The sequence below is a fragment of the Microbacterium sp. ARD31 genome (assembly GCF_031844425.1).
In genome coordinates this window covers 1-19,757 of sequence record NZ_JAUZVE010000023.1, presented here as the reverse complement: position 1 = coordinate 19,757, position 19,757 = coordinate 1, and the positions used below count along the sequence as shown (strand labels likewise).

Here is a 19,757-nt window from a genome sequence, read left to right as displayed (position 1 = left end):
CCGGCGGAGATGTCGGTGGGATGTCAGGGCTGGGGGTCGGCCGGCGGACCGGGCTCGTCGGGCGGCAGATTCGGCGTGCAGGAGGCCGAGAACGACGTCGCGACCGGGGCGAGGCCCCAGCCCTGCGCGTTCCAATTCGCCGTCACGGCGATGCCCTCCACGCTCGCGGCGCCCACGGGCACGGTCCAGGTGTCGGGTGTGTGCGGCAGCAGCGCACCGGAGGCGTCGTAGTACCTCAGCGCGGCGTTGCCGAACGTCACGGCCGCCTTCGCCCCCGTGGGGTCGTTCGACGAGTCGGCCCGCGGAAGCAGCTGGCCCCCGCCCACGCAGGACTCCACCCACCACCGGGCCTGCACCTGATAGGGCGCGCTCCCCGCAGCCGGCACGACGGTCGCCCACGGCGTCGCCCGACTCCAGAATCGGTGGACGTAGCGGACCTGGATCCCGGGGTCGGTGCCGAAGACGGTGGTGGGCGGGCCGCCGGAGATCTCGACCTCGTTGTTGTTGGGGATGCGCTCGGTGGTCGTGGGCTGGGCGCGGATGACCCACTCGGCGCGATCGGGCGCCACGTTCGGCACGGAGTCGACGACGAACGTCCATCCCCGCGGGGCACGGCCGGACTGCTGCGCCTGGACGGTGGCGGTCGTGGTGGCGCGGCCGAAGGACGTGCCGTCGGCGTGGGACTCCACGCACATCGCGTAGCGGTACTCCTCGCCGTCGGGCAGATTCGCGAACGTCGCCGTCTCACCGTCCGGCGAGGTGAGGCAGGGCAGCCCGTCGCGGACGATTCCGTACCGCAGCGACGACCCGTCGCCGTTCAGGGTCGCCGTACCGCGCGCGGTCACTGTGGAGGTGCCGTCGCCGTTGGAGACGGAGCTCAGCGTCAGCTGGGGGTTCAGGGGGCGTCCGATGCCGTTGGTCTGGACCTCGGCACCGGCACCGGCCACCGTCCCTGCGAGTCCGGGCGGGACGGTGAAGCGCGAGACCGGCGTCACGGTGACCGTCGTCCGGGAGTTCGTGCCCACGCGGTACGCGGGCACGTCGAGCCGTGAATCTCCGCGGCCGACCGGAACCGACACCGTCTCTCCGGTGGCACTGGTGATCTCGACGCTTCCCGTCTGCGCGGTATCGATCCCCTCGATCCGCAGCGCGACGATCCCGCCGTCTCCCGAGGACGTCACGACGGCCCGCGCGGTGACCGCTGTCGGCGAGGCCGGCGGGTCGTAGGCCCAGCCGGTCGTCCGGACGGCGGATCGGGACTCGCCCACCGCGTTCACGGCGACGGCGGTGTACTCCCGTTCCTCGCCGTTCGGGGCGCTCACCGTCGGGCAGGAGCCGTCCGGCGCGCACCGCGCGACCACGTCGCCGCGCGATCGCACGACGAAGCCGGTGAGTGCGGGGTAGGCCTCGCGGGCGGGACCCGGGTCGACCCGCAGGGTGAGCGTGCCGTCGCCGTATCCGGTCTGTGCGATGCTCGCCGGAGCCTTGGGGAATCCGAGCAGGTCGAGGGTGACCCGGCCGTCACGCTCGCCGTTGGTGCGGCGCTGCTGCGCGTCTCGGACCGAGAACGCGGCGGTGCACGATGCACCCGGGGCGTCGGCCTCCCACGACGCGGCCACGGCGGTCGGTGAGGCGACCCTGAAGCTCACCCCGACGCACGAGCCCGTCGCGCGCACGTCGGCGAGCTCGAGCGGGGTCCCCGGCAGCGGGTTGACCTCTCCGGCGGCGCCGACCACCTCGATGACGCACGAGGACCCGGCGGCCTGCGAGCACTGCCGCTCCACGGTGCCTCCCCGCGGCAGCACCGAAGGCGCGGCCCCGACCCGCAGGATGAGGCGCGCGGACGCGGCGTCCGGGTGGCTGGTGACCGAGACCGTCGCCAGCTCTTCGGCTCCCGGCAGCGCACGGTCCGCGCCTGTGACGGTGACGGTGGACCCGCGCTGGGTGACCTCGAAGGCCGTGCCCTCGTACGAGACGGCATAGGACACGGCATCCCAGTCGGAACGCAGCTGCCAGCGCGTCATGTCGCGCAGATCGTAGGTGGCGGTCTCGCCGGGCCCCACCGTCAGCGACGCCGCCCGCAGCTCGGGCTGGGGGTCGAGGGCCCGGATCAGGATCGGCACCGACAGGTAGGTCCAGTCCTCCTGGCCCGCCAGGCGCACCGGGACCCGGCAGGAGTCGGTCCACGGCGCACCCGCGCCCGCGTCGTACCTGACGGTCGTGGCCGACACCACCGCACACGTGCCTTCGGCACGGGCACCGGAGGCCACCGGGTCCGGCCCCACCTCGATCGTGCTGCCCCGTGGAGCGGCGACCAGAGCGGCCATGTCGATGTCCACAGACTGCAGCTCGGTGACCTTGGGCATCTCCGCGTCGGAGCGCAGGGCCAAAGCGAGGTCCTCGTCGCCGGGGATGCGGAGGAAGGCGTATGTCGTCACCTCTCCCGAGGACGCCTCGCCGGTCACGGCGAACGGCACGATCCGCGTGGTGTCGGGCAGCGGTCCGCTCAGCTCCACGCCGTCCACGGCAACGTCGTCGGGCTCTCCCCACAGCGAGACGCGCAGATCCGCGGGATCACCGCCCGACCAGGACACATGGCCGTCGAGGACGTCCACCCCCGACGGGAACTGCTCACGGGTCTCCGCGGTGAGAACCGTGTCTGTCACCACCGGGTGATCGGGCACGCTCTCCCGCACGACTCTCACCACGATGAGACCGCGACCGGTGTTCCCCGACGACGATTCCACGTCGTAGAGGAACGACATCGTGCCCGGCTGCTCGCCGGCCGCGATCACCGCCATCGTGTCGTCGACGCTGCGGATGCGGGCGGCCAATCGGGTGTGCTCGGGATTCGGGGAGCCGTCCTCGAGGGCGGCGGGCAGGTCGGGGCGGACGTCGGTGAGGACCAGCTCGCCCATGGTGGGATCGACGTCGTTGGCGAGCGGGCTGACCCGGATGACGCTCTCGGCGCCCGCCTGCACCTGGACGTAGTCGGTGTAGGTGACCGGACTCGGGTTGGACTGCGCGTCGAGCACGCCGATGCGGACCGTGCCCTCGCCCGTGGCGCCGAGCGCATCGACGACGCGATAGCGGAACGAGACCTGTCCGCTGGCTCCGGGCACCCCCGTGTAGAGGATGGACGCACCGTCGGCGGAGATCGTGGCCGCTCCCTGATCGGGTTGCGAGACGATGCGGTCGAGCGCCACCACGTCGCCGTCGGGGTCGGCGCCGTATCCGTCGAACTCGATGAGGGTGGACTGCCCGCTGAGAACCCGTCCCTCGAGGGTGTCGGGCAGGGGGGCGCGATTGGCCTCGTCGTCGAGCACGGTGATCCGCACCGTCGCGGTGTCGACCAGACTCGGGGACCCGACCGTCGAGATGGCGTACTCGACGGTGTAGTCCCCCGGTTCGCTGGGGGCCAGGTAGCGCAGCACGCCGCCGGAGCCGAAGGCGAGGGCGTCCGACGAGGAGGACGCCACCGAGGCGGGGTCCAGGAGCGGGGTGCCCCCGGCGGGCGCGATGTCGTTGTCGAGGACGGGGATGTCGATCTGCGCCCCCGCGCGCACGAGCGCCCGGTCGTCCACCGCGATCGGCGCGAGCTCGGGCGCAGGCGGGAGCAGGTACACCGTCGCCTCGCCCTCGACCCGGGCTCCGGCGTCCTCCGTGCCGTCGCCCACCGCATAGGTGACGGTGCCCAGCCGTCCGGCGGCTCCCGACGCGGTGGATCCGGACACGCGCAGGTGATTCTGGGCGACCGCGTCGACGGACAGCGTCGCTCCGGCATCCGGATGCGCCACCACGTCGCTCAGGAGCAGGACCCGCCGGGTCGGGTTGGACACCGCGGCGAAGACGTCGAGGGTAGCGTCCTCCTGCGGGTGCACGAAGGCGACGACCGGAGACGTGGCCAGCTGTGCCGGCGCGTCGGCGTCGAGGATCGTGATCCGGACCGTGCCCGAGGCATCCGCCGTGCCGTCCGTGACGGTGAAGCCGACCCGATAGCTGCCGGGCTCGCGGGCCACGACGTCGAAGGCGGTGGAACCGCCGACCACCGTCGCCGTGACCGCGGCGTCGTCGAGCACCCGGACCGACTCCAGCGACAGCGTGCCCGCCGTACCGGTGACGTGCGCGGCGACATCTACCGTGAGCCCGGAATCGACCGTGTCGACGACGGCGAAGGACTGCACCGCCAGGGCCGGTTCGGGCGAGACCCGGATCACGAGGGGCTTCACCGCGGTCGCCCCGGCGGTGTCGGCCACCGTCACGGCGAGCTCGACGAGCTGCTCGCCGCCGCCGCCGTCGTCGCTGTGCTGATAGACGACGTCGCCCGCCGGGGAGGCGGCGACGCTGCCGATCCCGGAAGGGTTGTCCACCGAGAGGAGCAGAAGGGGGTCGCCGTCCGGATCGACCCACCCCGGCAGCACCGGCACGGTCACGGTGCCGCCGCGCGCGACCTCGGGCTCGGGCCACTGCACCAGGCATCGCTCCACCCCGCACCACTCGGGAGCCGCGTTCGCGTCGCCGCCCGACACCGTGAGGGTCACCCTCGCCGGTTCCGAGCGCAGACCCTCCGCCGAGGTGCCGTCGGTCACGGCGTACGAGAAGCTCGCCGATCCGCTCGCGCCGGGCAGCACCCGCACCGCCAGCCGCTGGCCGTCGTCGGTGATCGTGACGACACCGAAACCGGGGTCCAGGCCGGTGACGGACTCCGGGTCGATCGCGAGCACGTCCTCGTTGGGATCGTGGTCGTTCATCAGCACCGGGAGCGAGGCGAGAGCGCCCGCGCGCACCCCGAACGCGTCCGGCTCGGCGATCGGCGGCTTGGGGTCGATCACGACGCTCAGCTGCTCGTCGCTCGGCACCGCCTCGGGGTCGGTCCGGTCATCGAGCGACCAGTCCTGGCTCGAGGGGACGAGCGCACCGTCGGGCACCGTCCACACCCAGCCGGTGCGGGTCTCGTTGAGGATGACCGCAGACCCGCTCTCGACGAACACCGGCCGTCGGTCGTCGGGCAGCTCCTCGTCCCCGTAGTCCAGCGCCGACGGCCCGGTGCGCGAGGACCACAGCACGCCGCCCAGGGCTCCCTGCGCGACCCACGCGGCGAACACCTCTCCGTCGTGCACGATCGGGCGGGCGGGGGTGCCGAGCACCGTGGTCCCGGTGCCGGTCACGATCTCGGCACCGGACCCGTCGGTCGCCACGCGCACGAGCGAGGTCTCGTCGGCCAGGTACACCGCGTCGCCGCCGGTGGCCGGTTCGCTGACCACGACCGTGCCGGTCGACGGGACCGCGACCGCGGCATCCGAGCCCGCCGTCCACACGTCGCCGTCGTCGGTGTCCACGAGCACCCACGCCGCGCCCGCGCCGGTGACCGCCGGCGCCGTGAGCCCCGACGCGGCGACCGCATCGCGCTCGATGAGGGCGCCGCCGGGGATGTCGTAGCGGATCACCGAGCCGTCCGCGCTCGAGTACGCCAGCAGCACGCCGCGCTCGTCCACCGCGATGGCATCGGCGACGTAGGCCGGCGCGTCCTCGTCCGACTCCGGGAACGGCTCGACCTGCATCCCGCCGCCGTCGGCGAGGCGTCCGGCGAAGACCGTCCCGGCGTCGGTGCGGTACGCGACGAAGTCTCCGGCGACGACGACGTCGGTCGTCCCGGCGGGTGTGGATGCGGCATCCCGCAGCGCCTCGTCGTCGAGGTCGACGGGAAGGGCCGGGTCGATCTCCACGAGCTTGCTGAAGCTGTCGCTGAAGAGGAAAGCGCCGTCGGCGCCGTGGACCACCTGGCTCGGATTGCTGATGCTGCGGACGGTGTCGAGCTCGCCGATCGCGGTGTTGACCCGCGCGTACCGTCGCCCGTCGCCGGTCTGCAGCGCCCACACCGCCGTGTCGACGTCGGGGGTCTCGCGGGCGTCGAGCCCCGGCCACACCACGCCGGCGACGATGACGACGGCGAGGGCGGCGGTGCCGGCGACGACGCCGGCGAGCGTGCGCCGCCGCATCACCAGGCGCCCGTCAGGAGGAGCGTTCCGACCACGCCCGCCCCGGCGATGCCCACGACCGCGGCAGCGACCCCCCACGGCAGAAGCCGGCGACGGGGGCGGTCGGGCGCCGAGATCTCGGTGTCCTCGTCTCGCGCGTACGACGTGACGTCGACTCCCGGCCGCAGCTTCCGCCGCACGTCGCGTTCGATGCGGCTGCGGGCGGGGCCGCGCAGGTCGCTGTCGTCGAAGTCGACACCGCGGGCCGCCGGGGCCCAGCCGTCGGTCGGCACCTCCACTGGCGTGCGCGCCAGACCGAGCTCGGCCTGCACGTCGCGCAGCGCGTCGGCGAACGCCAGCGCCGAAGCGTGCCGGCGGGCGGGGTCGCGGCTCATCGCGGTGGCGAGCACGGTCTGCAGCGATGCCGGCACGTCGGACCGAGCGATCTCGGTGTAGGTCGCGCGGGCGATGCGGCGGCGCAGCTGATCGCGGGAGTTCTGTCCGCGCTCACGCCGTTCGAACGGGCTGTGCCCGGCCAGGAGGGAGTACACCGTGGCCCCCAGGCTCCACACCTCGCTGGCGACCGTGCCCGACGTCTGCTCGGTGATCACCTCGGGCGCGCTCCACGGGATCGACATCGCCAGCACCTCGCCCGATCCCGCGCGGGCCAGCGACGACGAGATGCCGAAATCCGCGAGCACCGGGGCGCCGAACGTGGTGATCAGGATGTTGCTCGGCTTGACGTCGCGGTGGATGAGACCGGCCCGGTGCGCCGACTCCAGGGCGCTCGCCATGCGCACGCCGATCGCGAGCACCTCTTCCACCGGCATCCGCTCGATGCGGTAGCGCTGGGCGAGCGAGCCCGGGCAGAACTCCATCGAGATGTAGGGCCGGCCGTCGGCCGATATCCCCGCCTGGTACACCGTGACGATCGCGGGGTGGGCCGACAGGTGCGCCAGGACGTCGGCCTCGGCGTTGAACATGCGGCGGAGCTCGGGATCGCCGATGTCGCTCGGGAGCACCTTCACCGCGACGTCGCGACGGGGCATGTCCTGCTCGTAGAGGAAGACGTCGGCGAATCCCCCCGAGCCGAGGGGGCGGATGTAGGCCAGGCCGGGCAGGATCGGCGGAGAAGACGGCAGTCGAGTCGCCACCCATCCTCCCCCCGGGAACGCCGCCGAGAGTCGACGGGCGCGGGCGCGTGCGCGCCCGCGAGCCCGCCCATGCTAACAAAGCGCGAAGCCCCGGCAGGGTCTGTCCACAGCGGTTCGGCCGACCGCCGTCAGATCTCGGGTGGTTCGTTCGGGTCGAAGGGCGCATCGAGGGAGCGCGTCAGCTCGGCGAGCATCGCCTCGATCTGCGGTTCGACGTACGTCGCGACCGCGGCCTGGATGCGCAGGCGATGGTGCAGCAGCACCGCGCACACCTCGCGGCCCACCATGTTGGCGTAGTCGTCGGCGAGGCCGACCTCCTGCCGCAGCGCCGCCTTCGCCTCGTCGCTGAGCGGCGGCAGGTCGGGAAGCCGGCCGTCGACCTCTTCGGCCAGACCCGAGATGGTGAACAGGAACGGAGCTCCGGGGACCGGGTCGGGATCCAGCGGCAGACCCTCGAACTCCGGCTCGAGGCCCTCCCCCGGAAGATAGCTGCGTGACCGGTTGCGGGCGGCCTGCTGGTCGAGTTCGGCTTGCAGCCTCGGAAGGTTCCGCGCCGTGTAGTCGGCCACCGCATGGTCCACGATCGTCTTCACGCGAGTCGACAGTCCGTGCTGCACGCCGTGCGGCACGTCGGCTCCGAGGCCGGCCGCCGAGAGCACCGGTGAGCCGAAGCAGCGGCGACAGGGAGCGACGCGACCGCGGTGGGTGGCGGGCTGCCAGCGGGGAAGCCAGCGCAACCAGGCGTCCACGGCCTGGCTCACCTGCGTCTCGAGCGAGCGCTCCACACCCCCACGGTAGCGCCGATGCCGCGCTGTCGCCGGGATTCGCGGTGATCGTTCTCCCGCGGATGCCGCGACGGACGCCTCATTCGTCGGCGTCGTCCTCCCACGGCCACCGAGGACGCCGCGCCCGCGTGCGCACGAGCGCGATCCCGCCCCACCCGCACACCAGCCCGACCACGGCGACGACGACGCCGAACCACGACGTCGCGACGCCGCCCGCGGCGCCGACGGCGGTCGCGAGTCCCGCGCCGCCGAGGAGGGCGCCGAACCACACCCCGGCGAGGTAGCCGAGGAAGCTCGCCACCGCGCACCACCCCGCGGCGCCGTACGAGGGCCGCGTCATCCGCACCCCGGACCACAGCCCCGCCGCGAACGCGAGGGTCGCCAGAGTCGTGGCGGCGACGCCGGGGGCCGGGCCCAGCCCGCGCGTGGCGATGACGTCCTCGTCCAGGCCGAGGCTCAGCATCCCGAGACCGAAGATGAGGAGCGCGACGAACGACACGGTCGCCAATGCCAGAGCGACCCCGGGTCGCACGGACCCGGGGTCGCCGTCGGCGCGTTGCGACGTCACGGACGGACCAGCTGGGGCCCCGCCTCGAGCGTGCGCTCGTACTCCCGCTGCGCGGCGATGTTCAGTTCGGTCACGCGCTTGCCGCGCGAGGCGACCCACGCGCCGAACCAGATCGTGAGTTCACGGGCGAAGACGAAGGCCGCGATCGCCAGCGGCGCCAGCAGCTGTCCCTCCAGCAGGTCCGAGGCCTCGGACGCGGTCAGCATCCAGAAGGGGGCCTGGAAGAGCTGACCCAGCAGGTGTCCACCGTATGCGGCGAGTCCGACGAGGAGGCCGAGGATCACCCACAGACCCCAGCGGCCGCGGTTGATCGCTGCGCCGAGCAGCCAGAAGGCGAGGAAGAAGACCACGACCGGCACCCAGAGAGAGAAGGTGCCGAGCGCCGCGAGCGCCGTGGTGCCGACGTTCGCGGCGTCGACGTCGCCTTCGAGCGCGCCGATCCCGAGCCAGGCGCCGAGGTAGAGGAGGCCGAACACCAGGGCCGCGAGCAGGCCGATCCCGGCCGCCGCCGCGCGGTTGCCGCGCGGACGCGGCGCCTCGGGCGCCTGCACGAAGATGGGCTGGCCGCCGTACGACGCGGTGGCGGCGCCGGCGGTCGCGGCGCCGGCGGCGGTTCCGCCGGCAAGGGCGGCGTCATCGGTCGGTGCCGGCGCGGGGTGCGCGTCGCGCCGGTCGTACGCGTCGTGCTCGTGGTGCTCGCCCGAGGGCTCGCTCGCGGTGACGGCGGGCGCGTCCCACGAGCGATCGGAGCCGGGCGCGTCGTGGGACGAGGCGGCGGGCGCGTCGTAGGCGGAGGTGTGGACCGAGGATGCCGGCTCGTCGGCCCGCGGGGTGTACGCGTCTCCGGTGGAGGCGCTGTACGCGTCGTCCGCGTGGGTGGATGCCGCACCGGCGGTGTCGGGCGTGTGGTGGGTCTCGTCGGCGGGTGCGGAATCGACGGCGGCCTGGTCGGTCGCGGCGTCGCGGCGGGCGGCTTCGGCGTCCGCCAGGCCCTGGTTGGCCCGACCGACGACATCCTCGTCCGCGGGCGTGGGCTCTTCGACCGGCTCGCCGTACGACGACTTCGGGTCACTCATCGGATGCACTCCTCACGCAGGGGCCCTCCCCGCAGTGCGAGGGTAGCCGCCGGAAGGGCTCGCACCGCGCAGGCGTGCCGCAGGAGTCCCAGGCGGGGCGCGTGATTCGCCGCGCCGAGGTGACTATGGTGTGCACCATGACGTCGCTGTCGACTCCGACCACGGCGCGCGCCGCGGTGATCGCGGCGGCGGCCGTGCTCGCCGGCATCCTGCTCGCGGGATGCGCCCCCGAGGAGACCGCCGGGAGCGCGGAGACGGCGTCGCCCCCCGCGCCCGAGCCGACTCCGATCGCCACGGTGGCCGCGGACCCGTCGGCATCGCCCGAGGCGGCCGTGCGCATCCCCACCGACTGCCGCGCGATCCTGAGCGCCGAGGTGCTGGCGCAGCTGGAGGACGTCCCGCTGAACGACCCGGCGTTCGACCCCTCGGGCCCCCAGCCGGACGGAAGCCTCGTGTGCGTCTGGGCCGACCCCGCCGCCGACACGACCCATCTCACGACCACGATCAGCCGGATGTCGCGCGGGCCCGCGCTGGACCTGCTCAATGCTCTGGCCGACGACGAGGACTTCACCTGCTATACGCCCGACGGCGGCACGAGGTGCGAGAAGTCCTGGGAGAACGAGACCTATCCCGTCGTCGACGGACGGACGCTGTTCTGGCGCGACGATCTCCTCATCGACACGAGCTACTCCAACCTCGCCCCGGCCGGGTACACCGACGCCGTCGTGGCGAGCCTGTTCGCGTCCTGACCGCCGGGCCGCGGGTTCTCACCCGAAGATGTGCGCGTCCAGTCGTGCACCGTAGTCCTCCGGCATCCACCGCGTCTCGACGCTCGACAGCCACAGCCCGTCGATGAGCGTGTGCTCCTCGCGCACGCGGCCCTGCTCGCGGGTGCAGGTGAGCGCCACGGAGGACGACTCGCACGCGAAACCCTGCGAACCCAGCGCCGCCTCGGCGATCGGCGTCACGGCGGGATCGACCGAGGCCAGGGTCGTCACGATCGAGCCCGGCTGCTCGCGGGTCCACCGGCAGGTCACCCGCACCTGCGGCGCCAGCGCCTCGGCGACCGAGCCGGCCGCGGTCTCGGGCACCCCGCGGTCCTGGCGGAGGATCACTCCCGACGTCCAGGTGAGCTCGGACCAGAGCGCGTCCGGATACAGCCCGCGGCAGTCGACGGCGTCCAGGTCGAGGATCTGCGAGGCCGGCGGCTCCGGCGCCTGCGCGGCCCGTTCGCTGGCGCCGCGCAGGCTGTCGCCCACCCACGCCGCCGCCACGGGGAACATCGGCATCGCGAGCCACCCGAGCACGCCCACGACCGCGAAGCACGCCAGGATCGCGGGCACCGCGATCCACGTGCTGCGTCCGCCCGTGCGAGCCATCCCCACCTCCCCTTCCACGGTAAGCGGGACCCCATCGGATGCCGCGACACGGCGCGCAGGACGAGGCAGGGCCCCGGTCGTGAAACCGGGGCCCTGCGTCTGCGGACTTCTCAGGGGGGCGAACTCAGTTGTAGTTGCCCGAGAAGTCGTCGGTGGTGAAGCTGTCGAAGTCGACGTAGCTCAGGTCGGCGTCCGAGTAGGCGCCGTCCGAGGCGAAGATGCGGTTGGGGTACCGCTCGCTCTTGGCCTCTTCCGTGGCCTCGACCGTGACGTTGCGGTACTTCGCAAGTCCGGTTCCGGCGGGGATGAGCTTTCCGATGATGACGTTCTCCTTGAGGCCGACCAGCGGGTCGCTCTTGCCCTCCATGGCCGCCTGGGTGAGCACGCGGGTCGTCTCCTGGAACGAGGCGGCCGACAGCCACGACTCGGTCGCCAGCGACGCCTTGGTGATACCCATCAGCTCCGGACGACCCGACGCGGGGCGCTTGCCCTCAGCCACGGCCGCACGGTTGATCGCCTGGTAGCGCTTGAGGTCGACCATCTCACCCGGGAGCAGCGTCGTGTCGGCGTGGTCGACCACGGTGACCTTCCGCAGCATCTGGCGCACGATGACCTCGATGTGCTTGTCGTGGATCGGCACACCCTGCGACCGGTACACGCCCTGCACGCCGCCGACGAGGTACTTCTGCACCTCGCGGGCGCCCATGACACGCATGACCTCCTTGGGGTCGAGCGTGCCGACGAGGATCGGCTGGCCGACCGTGACGTGCTGGCCGTCCTCGACCAGCAGCGTCGCGCGCTTGAGCACGGGGTAGACGTGCGGCTCGTCGCCGTTGTCGGGCGTGAGGATGACCTTCTTGCTCTTGTCGGTCTCGTCGATCGTGATGCGACCGTCCGCCTCGGCGATCGGGGAGGCACCCTTCGGGGTGCGCGCCTCGAAGAGCTCCTGCACGCGGGGCAGACCCTGCGTGATGTCGTCGGCCGAAGCAGAACCACCGGTGTGGAAGGTGCGCATCGTGAGCTGCGTTCCCGGCTCACCGATCGACTGGGCGGCGATGATGCCGACGGCCTCGCCGATGTCCACCAGCGAACCGGTGGCCAGCGAGCGGCCGTAGCAGAGCGCGCAGACACCGACGGCCGAGTCGCAGGTGAGGACGGACCGCACCTTGATGGTCTCGACGCCCGACTCGATGAGCTGGTTGATCTCCGGGTCGCCGACGTCGGAGCCGGCGGCCAGAAGGACCTCGCCCTTCTCGTCGACGACGTCGACGGCCAGGGTACGGGCGAACACCGAGTTCTCGACGTTCGGGTCCCGCACGAGCACGCCGTCCGAGCCGATCGCGGCGATCGGCATCTCGAGACCCTTGGACGTGCCGCAGTCCTCTTCGCGGATGATGACGTCCTGCGAGACGTCCACCAGACGACGGGTCAGGTAACCCGAGTCGGCGGTGCGCAGCGCGGTGTCGGCCAGACCCTTTCGGGCGCCGTGCGTGGCGATGAAGTACTCCGCCACCGACAGGCCCTCGCGGTACGACGAGATGATCGGACGCGGGATGATCTCACCCTTGGGGTTGTTCACCAGGCCTCGCATACCGGCGATGTTCCGGATCTGCAGCCAGTTACCACGGGCGCCGGACGAGACCATGCGGTTGATGGTGTTGTCCTCGGGGAAGTTCTCCCGCATCGCCACCTGGACCTCGTCGGTCGCCTCGGTCCAGATCTTGATGAGCTCCTGACGACGCTCGGCGTCGGTGGTGAGGCCCTTCTCGAACTGCGCCTGGGCCTTCGCCGCGGCCTTCTCGTGCTTGGCGACGATCTCCTTCTTGCTCGGCGGCGTGAGGATGTCGCTCAGCGCCACCGTGACACCCGAGCGCGTGGCCCAGTAGAAGCCGGCGTCCTTGATGCGGTCCAGCGTCGCGGCGACCTCGACCTTGGGGTACTCCTCGGCCAGCTTGTTGACGATCTGCGACAGCTTGCCCTTGTCCGCCTGCTCGCGGACGAACGGGTAGCCCTTGGGGAGCGCGTCGTTGAAGATCGCCTGGCCGAGCGAGGCGTCCACGAGACCGTGGCGCTCGTAGCCGTCGGGGGCGTCGCCCTCGAGGAAGGCCAGACCCGGGATGCGGATGCGGACCTTGGCCTGCAGGTCGAGGGTGCCCTCGTCCTTGGCCAGGATCGCCTCGGACACCGAGCCGAACACACGCCCCTCGCCGGCTGCGCCCTCCTTGACCGTGGTCAGGTGGTGCAGACCGATGATCATGTCCTGCGAAGGCAGGGTCACCGGGCGGCCGTCGGACGGCTTCAGGATGTTGTTCGAGGCGAGCATCAGGATGCGGGCCTCGGCCTGCGCCTCGACCGACAGCGGCAGGTGCACGGCCATCTGGTCACCGTCGAAGTCCGCGTTGAATGCGGCGCACACGAGCGGGTGCAGCTGGATGGCCTTGCCCTCCACGAGCTGCGGCTCGAAGGCCTGGATGCCCAGGCGGTGGAGCGTGGGCGCGCGGTTGAGCAGCACGGGGCGCTCGCGGATGATCTCCTCGAGCACGTCCCAGACCTCGGGACGGTAGCGCTCGACGGCGCGCTTGGCGGCCTTGATGTTCTGCGAGTGGCCGAGGTCGATGAGGCGCTTGATCACGAACGGCTTGAACAGCTCCAGGGCCATCTGCTTGGGCAGACCGCACTGGTGCAGCTTCAGCTGCGGACCCACGACGATGACCGAACGGCCCGAGTAGTCCACGCGCTTTCCGAGCAGGTTCTGGCGGAACCGACCCTGCTTTCCCTTGAGCATGTCGCTCAGGGACTTCAGCGCACGGTTGCCGGTGCCCGTGACGGGACGGCCGCGGCGGCCGTTGTCGAACAGCGCGTCGACGGCCTCCTGCAGCATCCGCTTCTCGTTGTTGACGATGATCTCGGGGGCACCGAGGTCGATCAGGCGACGGAGGCGGTTGTTGCGGTTGATCACGCGGCGGTACAGGTCGTTGAGGTCGGAGGTCGCGAAGCGGCCACCGTCCAGCTGCACCATCGGACGAAGCTCCGGCGGGATGACCGGGACGACGTCGAGCACCATCGCGGCCGGGCTCATGCCGGTCTGCAGGAACGAGTTGACGACCTTGAGCCGCTTGATCGCACGGATCTTGCGCTGCCCCTTGCCCTCGGCGATCTGCAGGTGCAGGTTGTCGGCCTCGGTCGCGAGGTCGAACGCCTCGAGGCGCAGCTTGATGGCCTCGGCGCCCATGTGGGCCTCGAAGTACTGGCCGAAGCGGTCCTGCAGCTCGTGGAAGATCTCGTCCTCGCCCTTGAGCGAGCCGACCTCGAGGGTGCGGAAGTCCTCCCACACCCGCTCGAGCTTGGCGATGGAGTCATCCGCCTGCTTGCGGATCTGCGCCATCTCCTTCTCGGCGGCGTCCTTGACCTTCTTCTTCTGGTCGGCCTTGGCGCCTTCCTCCTCGAGGGTGGCGAGCTCCTCCTCCAGCTTGGCCAGACGCGAGGCGATGCGCGCGTCGCGGCGGTCGCCGAGCGTCTTGAGCTCGAGGCGGATGTTGTTCTCCTGCGTCGCGAGGTCGCGGTGGCGTGCGTCCTCGTCGACCGAGATCACCATGTAGGCGGCGAAGTAGATGACCTTCTCGAGGTCCTTCGGCGCCATGTCCAGCAGGTAGCCCAGACGCGACGGGACGCCCTTGAAGTACCAGATGTGGGTGACGGGCGCGGCGAGCTCGATGTGGCCCATGCGCTCACGGCGGACCGAGGACTTGGTGACCTCGACGCCGCAGCGCTCGCAGACGATGCCCTTGAAGCGGACGCGCTTGTACTTGCCGCAGGCGCACTCCCAGTCGCGGCTGGGTCCGAAGATCTGCTCGCCGAAGAGGCCGTCCTTCTCGGGCTTGAGCGTGCGGTAGTTGATGGTCTCGGGCTTCTTGACCTCGCCGAACGACCAACGACGGATGTCGTCGGCGGTGGCGAGACCGATGCGAAGCTGATCGAAAGTTGTTGACTCGAGCACTGGTTCTCCTGTGTCGGAAATTCTTTAGAAAGATCGGTGAGAGGGCCGCCCGCGGAACGGGCGTGCCGACATCAGATCTCGTCGATCGACGAGGACTCGAAACGGCTGGAGAGGTTGATGCCGAGTTCCTCCGCCGCACGGAAGGCGTCGTCGTCGGTGTCGCGCAGGTTGACCGCCGTGCCGTCGGCCGAGAGGACCTCGACGTTCAGGCAGAGCGACTGCATCTCCTTCATCAGGACCTTGAAGGACTCGGGGATGCCGGGCTCCTGGATGTTCTCGCCCTTGACGATCGCCTCGTAGACCTTCACCCTGCCGAGGATGTCGTCGGACTTGATCGTCAGGAGCTCCTGCAGCGCGTACGCCGCACCGTAGGCCTCGAGTGCCCACACCTCCATCTCACCGAAGCGCTGGCCGCCGAACTGCGCCTTACCACCCAGCGGCTGCTGCGTGATCATCGAGTACGGGCCGGTCGAGCGCGCGTGGATCTTGTCGTCCACGAGGTGGTGGAGCTTCAGGATGTACATGTAGCCCACCGAGATCGGCGCCGGGAACGGCTCGCCGGAGCGACCGTCGAACAGACGCGTCTTCCCGGTGGAGTCGATCAGGCGGTCTCCGTCGCGCGTGGGGAGCGTCGAGTCGAGCAGACCCGCGATCTCCTCCTCGAACGCGCCGTCGAACACCGGAGTCGCCACCTTCGTGCCGGGGGCGGCCTCACGTGCCTCCTCGGGCAGGCGCACGGCCCATTCGGGGGTGCCCTCGACCTTCCAGCCCTGCTTCGCGATCCACCCGAGGTGGGTCTCGAGCACCTGGCCGAAGTTCATGCGACCGGGGATTCCGAGCGGGTTGAGGATGACATCGACCGGCGTGCCGTCGGCGAGGAAGGGCATGTCCTCGACGGGGAGGATCTTGGCGATGACGCCCTTGTTGCCGTGACGGCCGGCGAGCTTGTCGCCCTCGGTGATCTTGCGCTTCTGGGCGATGTAGACCACGACGCGGCGGTTGACGCCCGAGCCGAGCTCGTCGTCGCCGTCCTCGGCGTTGAACTCCTTGACGGCGATGATCGTGCCCTGCTCACCGTGGGGCACCTTCAGCGACGTGTCGCGGACCTCGCGGCTCTTCTCGTTGAAGATCGCGCGGAGCAGGCGCTCCTCGGCGCTGAGCTCGGTCTCGCCCTTGGGCGTGACCTTGCCGACCAGGATGTCGCCGGGGCGGACCTCGGCACCGATGCGGATGATGCCGCGCTCGTCGAGGTCCTTCAGCAGGTCCGGGCTGACGTTGGGGAGATCACGGGTGATCTCCTCCTTGCCCAGCTTCGTGTCGCGGGCGTCGACCTCGTACTCCTCGATGTGGATCGAGGAGAGGGTGTCGTCCTTCACGAGGTCCTGGCTGAGGATGATCGCGTCCTCGAAGTTGTGACCCTCCCACGTCATGAACGCCACGAGGAGGTTCTTGCCGAGGGCGAGCTCGCCGTTCTCGGTCGCGGGACCGTCGGCGATGACCTCGCCGGCCTCGATGCGGTCGCCCGCCGAGACGATGACGCGCTGGTTGTAGGACGTGCCCTGGTTCGAGCGGTCGAACTTGCGCAGGAAGTAGTCCTGCGTGCCGCCCTCGTCCAGCTGCACGGTCACGACGTCGGCCGAGACCTCGAGCACCACGCCGGCCTTGTCGGCGGTGAGCACGTCACCTGCGTCGATCGCGGCGTAGCCCTCCATGCCCGTGCCGACCACCGGCGACTCGCTGCGCAGCAGCGGGACGGCCTGACGCTGCATGTTCGCACCCATGAGGGCGCGGTTGGCGTCGTCGTGCTCGAGGAAGGGGATGAGCGAGGTGGCCACCGACACCATCTGGCGCGGCGAGACGTCCATGTAGCCGATCTCCTCGGCGGGGATGAGGTCGACCTCGCCGCCCTTGGAGCGGGCCAGGACGCGGTCCTCGGCGAAGTGCCCGTCGGCCTTCAGCGGCGCGTTGGCCTGGGCGACGATGAAGTCGTCCTCCTGGCTGGCGGTGAGGTACTCGATCTCGTCGGTCACGCGACCGCCGACGACCTTGCGGTACGGGGTCTCGATGAAGCCGAACGAGTTGATGCGCGCGAACGACGCGAGCGAGCCGATGAGGCCGATGTTCGGGCCTTCCGGCGTCTCGATCGGGCACATGCGGCCGTAGTGCGAGGGGTGGACGTCACGGACCTCGACGCCGGCGCGCTCGCGGGTCAGACCGCCCGGGCCGAGGGCCGAGAGGCGGCGCTTGTGCGTCACCTCCGACAGCGGGTTGGTCTGGTCCATGAACTGCGAGAGCTGCGACGAGCCGAAGAACTCGCGCACGGCCGCCGCGGCGGGCTTCGCGTTGATCAGGTCCTGCGGCATCACCGTGTCGATATCGACCGAGGACATGCGCTCCTTTATGGCGCGCTCCATCCGCAGGAGACCCAGACGGTACTGGTTCTCCATCAGCTCGCCGACCGAGCGGACGCGGCGGTTGCCGAGGTGGTCGATGTCGTCGATCTCGCCCTTGCCGTCGCGCAGGTCGACCAGCGCCTTGACCACCGCGAGCATGTCCTCGCGGCGCAGCGTGCGCACGGTGTCGGCGGCGTCGAGGTCGAGGCGCATGTTCATCTTCACGCGGCCGACCGCGGAGAGGTCGTAGCGCTCGGCGTCGAAGAACAGCGAGTGGAACATCGCCTCCGCGGTGTCGAGCGTCGGCGGCTCGCCCGGGCGCATGACCCGGTAGATGTCGAACAGCGCGCCCTCGCGGCCGGAATTCTTGTCGACCGCCAGGGTGTTGCGGATGTAGGGGCCGACATTGACGTGGTCGATGTCGAGCACCGGGATCTCGGTGACGCCGACGTCGTCGAGTGCCTTGAGAAGCTTCTCCGAGATCTCGTCGCCGGCCTCGGCCCAGATCTCGCCGGTCTTGCCGTTGACGAGGTCCTCGGCGATGTACTGGCCGACGAGATCCTCGTCGGTCGCCTTGAGGAACTTGGTGCCCTTCTCGCCGATGAGGCGGGCGTTGCGGGCGTTGAGCTTCTTGCCGGCCTCCAGCACCACCTCGCCGGAATCGGCGTCGATGAGATCGACCGAGGCCTTGAAGCCCTTCAGGCGCTCGGCGTCGAACGGCACGCGCCAATCCGCCCCGTCCCGCTCGTAGGCGACGCGGTTGTAGAAGGTCGAGAGGATCTCCTCGCCGTCGAGGCCGAGCGCGAACAGCAGCGAGGTCACCGGGAGCTTGCGCTTGCGGTCGATGCGTACGTGCACGATGTCCTTGGCGTCGAACTCGACGTCGAGCCAGGAGCCGCGGTACGGGATGATGCGGGCGGCAAACAGCAGCTTGCCGGACGAGTGCGTCTTGCCCTTGTCGTGGTCGAAGAACACGCCCGGGGAGCGGTGCATCTGCGAGACGATGACGCGCTCGGTGCCGTTGACGATGAAGGTGCCGTTGTCCGTCATGAGCGGCATGTCGCCCATGTAGACGTCCTGCTCCTTGATGTCCTTGACGGACTTGGCGCCGGTGTCGGGATCCACGTCGAACACGATCAGGCGCAGCGTCACCTTGAGCGGGGCCGCGAAGGTGATGCCGCGCTGGCGGCACTCGTCGACGTCGTATTTCGGCTGCTCGAAGGTGTAGCGCACGAATTCGAGGAGCGCCGTCGAGGCGAAGTCGGAGATCGGGAAGACCGACTTGAAGACGCTCTGGAGGCCCTCGTCGGCGCGCCCGCCCTCGGGCTCGTCCACCATCAGGAACTGGTCGTAGGACGCCTTCTGAACCTCGATGAGGTTCGGCATCTCGGCGACTTCCCGGATCTTGCCGAAGAACTTGCGAATGCGCTTGCGACCGACCAGCGTATTGGCCATGAGACCTCGCTCCACCACTCAGCGTAGGGTGCCCGGGGAAGGCGAGAACGCCTCCCGTCACCGGGCTCGAAGGGCCGCCCCGCCGGACGATCAGCCCACCCGAACCGAATTCGTCTCCGTTCGCCGCACGCTCCCTGGGGAACGACGACCGCCCGAAGCGGCGTTAGCCCGCGAGCCGGAGCCCGCGGGCGTGAAGGCCGGCGCAGCCCCGGGGGGACTGCGCCGGATGCGATGGGCCGGATCGGCCCATCGACGGATTACTTGAGCTCGACCTTGGCGCCGGCCTTCTCGAGCTGGGCCTTGATCTTCTCGGCCTCTTCCTTGGCCACCGACTCCTTGACGGGCTTCGGGGCGCCCTCGACGAGGTCCTTGGCCTCCTTGAGGCCGAGGCCGGTGATCGCGCGGACCTCCTTGATGACCTCGATCTTCTTGTCGCCGGCGCCGGCGAGCACGACCGTGAACTCGGTCTGCTCCTCGGCGGCCGGGGCGGCGGCGCCACCACCGGCGGCCGGGCCGGCCACGGCGACGGCGGCAGCGGCCGAGACGCCCCACTTCTCTTCGAGAAGCTTGGCGAGCTCGGCGGCTTCGAGAACGGTCAGCGAGGAGAGATCGTCGACGATCTTGGCAAGATCAGCCATGTGCGGATTCCTTCAGGTATATCGGTTTGAACGGGTCGGTTTGTAAGGGGGAAACGGCTCAGGCCGCCTCGTCCTTCTTGGCATAGGCCCCGAACACGCGGGCGAGCTTGGCCGCCGGCGCGTTGACGACCTGGGCGACCTTGGTCGCGGGAGCCTGGATGAGGCCCACGAGCTTGGCGCGCAGTTCGTCGAGGGACGGGAGCGTGGCGAGTGCCTTCACGCCGTCCGGGTTCAGGGCGGTCGTTCCCATGGCGCCGCCGAGAATCACGAGCTTGTCGTTCGTCTTGGCGAAATCCACCGCAACCTTGGCGGCCGCGACCGGGTCGCTCGAATA

11 protein-coding genes are annotated in these 19,757 nt (G+C 70.7%); 1 reads left to right on the top strand and 10 read right to left on the bottom strand.

The features are described 5' to 3' along the window. Positions 1-23: 23 nt before the first annotated feature. The 5 genes from Q9S36_RS33280 to Q9S36_RS33260 all read right to left on the bottom strand — a co-directional run bounded on the left by Q9S36_RS33280 (position 24) and on the right by Q9S36_RS33260 (position 9,561). On the bottom strand, positions 24-5,999 hold the full coding sequence (locus tag Q9S36_RS33280; RefSeq protein ID WP_311289174.1) for an Ig-like domain-containing protein: 5,976 nt from the start codon (positions 5,997-5,999) through the stop codon (positions 24-26). After that, positions 5,999-7,132: a serine/threonine-protein kinase gene (locus tag Q9S36_RS33275; RefSeq protein ID WP_311289102.1), complete on the bottom strand. Its 1,134-nt coding sequence runs from the start codon at positions 7,130-7,132 to the stop codon at positions 5,999-6,001. The genes Q9S36_RS33280 and Q9S36_RS33275 overlap by 1 nt, the downstream gene beginning before the upstream one ends. A gap of 128 nt (positions 7,133-7,260) precedes the next feature. Then, on the bottom strand, positions 7,261-7,917 hold the full coding sequence (locus Q9S36_RS33270; RefSeq protein WP_251451743.1) for a spermidine/putrescine ABC transporter substrate-binding protein: 657 nt from the start codon (positions 7,915-7,917) through the stop codon (positions 7,261-7,263). A 79-nt stretch (positions 7,918-7,996) separates the two neighbouring features. Beyond that, a complete protein-coding gene (locus Q9S36_RS33265; RefSeq protein WP_311289101.1) occupies positions 7,997-8,485 on the bottom strand; it encodes a hypothetical protein in 489 nt (162 codons plus the stop codon). Further along, entirely contained in the window at positions 8,482-9,561 is a 1,080-nt protein-coding gene (locus Q9S36_RS33260) for an ABC transporter (protein ID WP_311289100.1), read from the bottom strand. Before Q9S36_RS33260 ends, Q9S36_RS33265 begins: the two co-directional genes overlap by 4 nt. A gap of 137 nt (positions 9,562-9,698) precedes the next feature. Here Q9S36_RS33260 and Q9S36_RS33255 point away from each other — a divergent pair, with 137 nt between their 5' ends. Then, complete coding sequence (locus Q9S36_RS33255) at positions 9,699-10,310, top strand: hypothetical protein (RefSeq protein ID WP_311289099.1); 612 nt, start codon at positions 9,699-9,701, stop codon at positions 10,308-10,310. Between the two features lie 18 nt (positions 10,311-10,328). On the opposite strand, the gene Q9S36_RS33250 is transcribed toward Q9S36_RS33255, so the two are convergent. The 5 genes from Q9S36_RS33250 to rplJ form a co-directional block, all read right to left on the bottom strand. Then, entirely contained in the window at positions 10,329-10,940 is a 612-nt protein-coding gene (locus tag Q9S36_RS33250; protein ID WP_251451753.1) for a hypothetical protein, read from the bottom strand. A gap of 124 nt (positions 10,941-11,064) precedes the next feature. Beyond that, positions 11,065-14,937 carry a DNA-directed RNA polymerase subunit beta' gene (gene rpoC / locus Q9S36_RS33245; protein ID WP_311289098.1) on the bottom strand — a complete coding sequence of 1,291 codons (3,873 nt, stop codon included), beginning with the start codon at positions 14,935-14,937 and terminating at the stop codon, positions 11,065-11,067. Positions 14,938-15,008: 71 nt separating this feature from the next. Continuing rightward, positions 15,009-18,785 carry a DNA-directed RNA polymerase subunit beta gene (gene rpoB / locus Q9S36_RS33240; protein ID WP_311289097.1) on the bottom strand — a complete coding sequence of 1,259 codons (3,777 nt, stop codon included), beginning with the start codon at positions 18,783-18,785 and terminating at the stop codon, positions 15,009-15,011. A 257-nt stretch (positions 18,786-19,042) separates the two neighbouring features. Further along, positions 19,043-19,423 (bottom strand): 50S ribosomal protein L7/L12, encoded by a 381-nt coding sequence (rplL, locus tag Q9S36_RS33235; protein WP_238257913.1) that lies wholly within the window; start codon positions 19,421-19,423, stop codon positions 19,043-19,045. Between the two features lie 58 nt (positions 19,424-19,481). Then, a partial coding sequence (gene rplJ, locus Q9S36_RS33230; protein ID WP_311289096.1) for a 50S ribosomal protein L10 occupies positions 19,482-19,757 on the bottom strand: 276 nt, incomplete at its 5' end.

What these genes read in the sequence shown, in the direction of transcription:
- rplL (WP_238257913.1), bottom strand. Translation starts at nt 19,423, where the DNA reads ATGGCTGATCTTGCCAAGATCGTCGACGATCTCTCCTCGCTGACCGTT.
- Q9S36_RS33255 (WP_311289099.1), top strand. Translation starts at nt 9,699, where the DNA reads ATGACGTCGCTGTCGACTCCGACCACGGCGCGCGCCGCGGTGATCGCG.
- Q9S36_RS33260 (WP_311289100.1), bottom strand. Translation starts at nt 9,561, where the DNA reads ATGAGTGACCCGAAGTCGTCGTACGGCGAGCCGGTCGAAGAGCCCACG.
- rpoB (WP_311289097.1), bottom strand. Translation starts at nt 18,785, where the DNA reads ATGGCCAATACGCTGGTCGGTCGCAAGCGCATTCGCAAGTTCTTCGGC.
- Q9S36_RS33280 (WP_311289174.1), bottom strand. Translation starts at nt 5,999, where the DNA reads ATGCGGCGGCGCACGCTCGCCGGCGTCGTCGCCGGCACCGCCGCCCTC.
- Q9S36_RS33250 (WP_251451753.1), bottom strand. Translation starts at nt 10,940, where the DNA reads ATGGCTCGCACGGGCGGACGCAGCACGTGGATCGCGGTGCCCGCGATC.